The organism is Dietzia cinnamea NBRC 102147 (assembly GCF_001571065.1).
GTDB classification, from domain to species: Bacteria; Actinomycetota; Actinomycetes; order Mycobacteriales; family Mycobacteriaceae; genus Dietzia; species Dietzia cinnamea.
Genome location: NZ_BCSW01000110.1, coordinates 1 through 2,880 on the forward strand (window position 1 = coordinate 1; position 2,880 = coordinate 2,880).

4 protein-coding genes are annotated in these 2,880 nt (G+C 66.7%); all 4 read left to right on the forward strand.

Annotated features, from left to right (window positions below):
* Positions 1 to 979 (forward strand): AAA family ATPase (locus DCI01S_RS16225; protein WP_061230176.1); only part of this gene is annotated, 979 nt, incomplete at its 5' end.
* Positions 980 to 999: 20 nt separating this feature from the next.
* Complete coding sequence (locus DCI01S_RS17455; protein WP_156482664.1) at positions 1,000 to 1,143, forward strand: hypothetical protein; 144 nt, start codon at positions 1,000 to 1,002, stop codon at positions 1,141 to 1,143.
* The gene (locus DCI01S_RS16230; RefSeq protein ID WP_061230177.1) at positions 1,136 to 1,399 is read left to right on the forward strand and encodes a hypothetical protein; all 264 of its coding nucleotides are present in this window, start codon (positions 1,136 to 1,138) and stop codon (positions 1,397 to 1,399) included. Before DCI01S_RS17455 ends, DCI01S_RS16230 begins: the two co-directional genes overlap by 8 nt.
* A gap of 425 nt (positions 1,400 to 1,824) precedes the next feature.
* Positions 1,825 to 2,880, forward strand: a 1,056-nt coding sequence (locus DCI01S_RS16235) for a terminase large subunit domain-containing protein (RefSeq protein WP_061230178.1), incomplete at its 3' end; no start/stop codon positions are given.

A 2,880-nucleotide genomic window follows, 5' to 3' on the forward strand; every position in this document is an offset into this window, starting at 1 on the left:
CCCCGAAGGATTCGGACTCCTCACCGGGCCACCCAAGGCCGGCAAATCGTGGGCCGTCATGGGACTCGGCCTCGCCGTCGCGGCCGGCGGCAAAGCGTTCGGCCACATCGACGTCGGCAACCCCCGCCCGGTCCTCTACCTCGCGCTCGAAGACGGGGAACGACGAGTCCAGGCCCGCGCCCGGAAACTCCTCCACGACCAACCAATCCCCCCAAGGATGAACTTCGCCACCGACGTCCCGCCGCTCCTCGTCCTCGAGGTCCTCGACGCATGGCTTGACGCAAACGCAGGGCAGGCACCACTCGTCATCCTCGACACCCTCGGCCGCGTCATGCCGCCGTCCACCCCCGGCGAATCCGCCTACGAGAGGGACTACCGCATCGGAGCGAAACTCAAGCGGTACGTCGACCGGGACCCCGGCGCCACCCTCCTCGTCGTGCACCACGTTCGCAAGGCGGAAGGCGCGGACTGGATGGACTCCACCTCCGGGACCAACGGCCTGAACGGCGCGGCGGACTTCACCATCAACCTCTCGCGGGCCCGCAACGAAGACACCGGGCTCATCCGCGTCACCGGCCGCGACGTCATCGAGGGGGAGTACAGCGTCACCGTCACCGACGGCGAATGGGTCCTCAACGGCGACAGCCTCGACGACGCCGCCCAGGCAGCGCAGAACGGCAAGGCCACCCAGAACCTCGGAGACTTCGCCGCGTCGATCATCCGATACGTCACCGAGCACGGGCCCGTCACACCGAAGCAAGTGGAAGCCGCGGTGCAACTCCCCGGCACCACCGTCCGCTCCTACCTCACCCGTGCAGTAGATGCGGGCCGACTCCAGAAGCACGGACGCGGCCTCTACGGAGCTGCAACAAGTGCAACAAGTGCAACAACGGGAGGTCTGGACGTCCCACTTGACGCACTTGTTGCAGATGTTGCACCACCCCCCAACGTCCTCCAGTTCGGAAGGAACCCCTCGTGAGAATCCGATCCACTAGCCGCGTGACCGTGCATCTGTCCACGGACCCGCGTCGTCCCATCGAGTTGAAGTTCGCCGGCCTCCTCGCACAGATGACCCGGACCGAAGCACGACAACTCGCCGACGCCATCCACGACACCGCAGACCAGGAGACCACCAATGACTGAGCCCGGAGAACACCTGTCCATCACCGCCGCCGACAACAGGCGTGCCGCGGCCCTCGTCGCACACCACGGGCGCCGAGACTTCGCCGGCATCAACGCCATCCTCGCTGAGACGACCGAAGCCAAGCGAGCCACCGAACTGATCTTCGCCGTCCTCGACTTGTACCAAGAGCTTGTCCCCGCGGTGCACACACCTCTCGGACTCCAGTTCCTCTCGTCCTATCTGCACAGGGTGGCCGGCCTCGAGGACCCGGCATGACACTACGACCGTGCATCGACTGCGGCACACCAGTCGACACCCCCAGGTGTCCCGAGTGCGGACCCCACGTCGAACGTGAACGGCACAACCGGAAGTCCAGCCCCCGAGCGAGAGGCTACGACTCCCAGTGGGATCGACTCTCCAAGCGGGCCCGCAAGCTGCAACCGTTCTGCGCCGACTGCGGAACCCCGCACGACCTCCAGCTCGACCACAGTGAAGAAGCATGGCGACGGAAAGCCCTAGGACGCGCTATAAGGCTCCAAGACGTCACGGTGGTGTGTGGACCCTGCAACCGCGCCCGAGGCGCTCAACGACCCAACCAGACCCCAGGGGGTATACCCCCAGGTGAAAGCGACCCGGACCCACGCCGGGAGGCTAAGTTTCCGTCTCACATCGTGGGATCATCGGTTCAGGGGGTGGGATGAGTGGCTATCAAGGCCGGGCCAAAATCGAAGATCGAGGCGGCGCCGCTGTCGTTCAAGGGGTGGCCGACTGACCGTGCTCGTCGTCGGGAGCGGTTCGTCAAGACGTACGTGAATGTGCCGAAGGGGGTCGGTGCGCTGAAGCCGCTGCGGTTGCGGCCGTGGCAGACGGAGATCGTGCGTGGCGCGTACGCCGATGGGGTGCGTACCGCGGTGGTGTCCCTGCCCCGTGCGAACGGTAAGAGTGCCCTGGCCGCTGCGCTCGCCGTCGCGGAGCTGTTCGTGGGTCCACCGTCCGCGGAGGTGCTTGTCGTGGCCTCCGACGAGAGGCAGGCCCGCATTGTCCTCAACCTCGCTCGCCGGATGATCGAGTTGTCGCCGGAGCTTGCGGAGCGTGCGCACGTGTATCGGGACCGGATCGAGGTCCCGGAGAACGACGCCTCGATCCGTGCGTTGCCGGCGGACCCGGCGGCGCTCCACGGATTCGACCCGTCTTTGCTGGTCATCGACGAATTGCACGTGGTCACGCCCGCGGTTTGGGAGGCGGCGTCCTCGGTGGTGGGTAAACGCCCGGAGTCCTTGACGTTGGCGATCTCGACTCCCTCCACGACGCCCGATTGTGTGATGTGGAGCTTGGTGGAGCATGGCCGGCGTGGGGATGACCCCGCGTTCTACCTGAAGGAGTTCTCGGCCCCGGAGGGGTGCGCGACGGATGACCGGAAGGCGTGGGCAGCGGCGAACCCGGCCCTCGGTGACTTCCTCTCCGAGGATGGTCTGGCGTCGGCTCAGCGGACGTTACGGGAGCCGGTGTTCCGTCAGCTCCGTCTCGGTCAGTGGGTCAGCGGTTCGGAGTCGTGGCTTCCGTTCGGCTTGTTCGACCAGCGTGCCGACGAGGACCGCCGGGTGGGTAAGCGTGACCGGGTGGTCCTGGCGTTCGACGGATCGGCGTCCGGGGACTCGACGGCCCTGATCGGTTGCACGGTTGACGACCCGCACCTGTTCGTCGTGGGGCTTTGGGAGAACCCGGGAGATCCTCGGTGGCGGGTGCCTCGCGGGGAC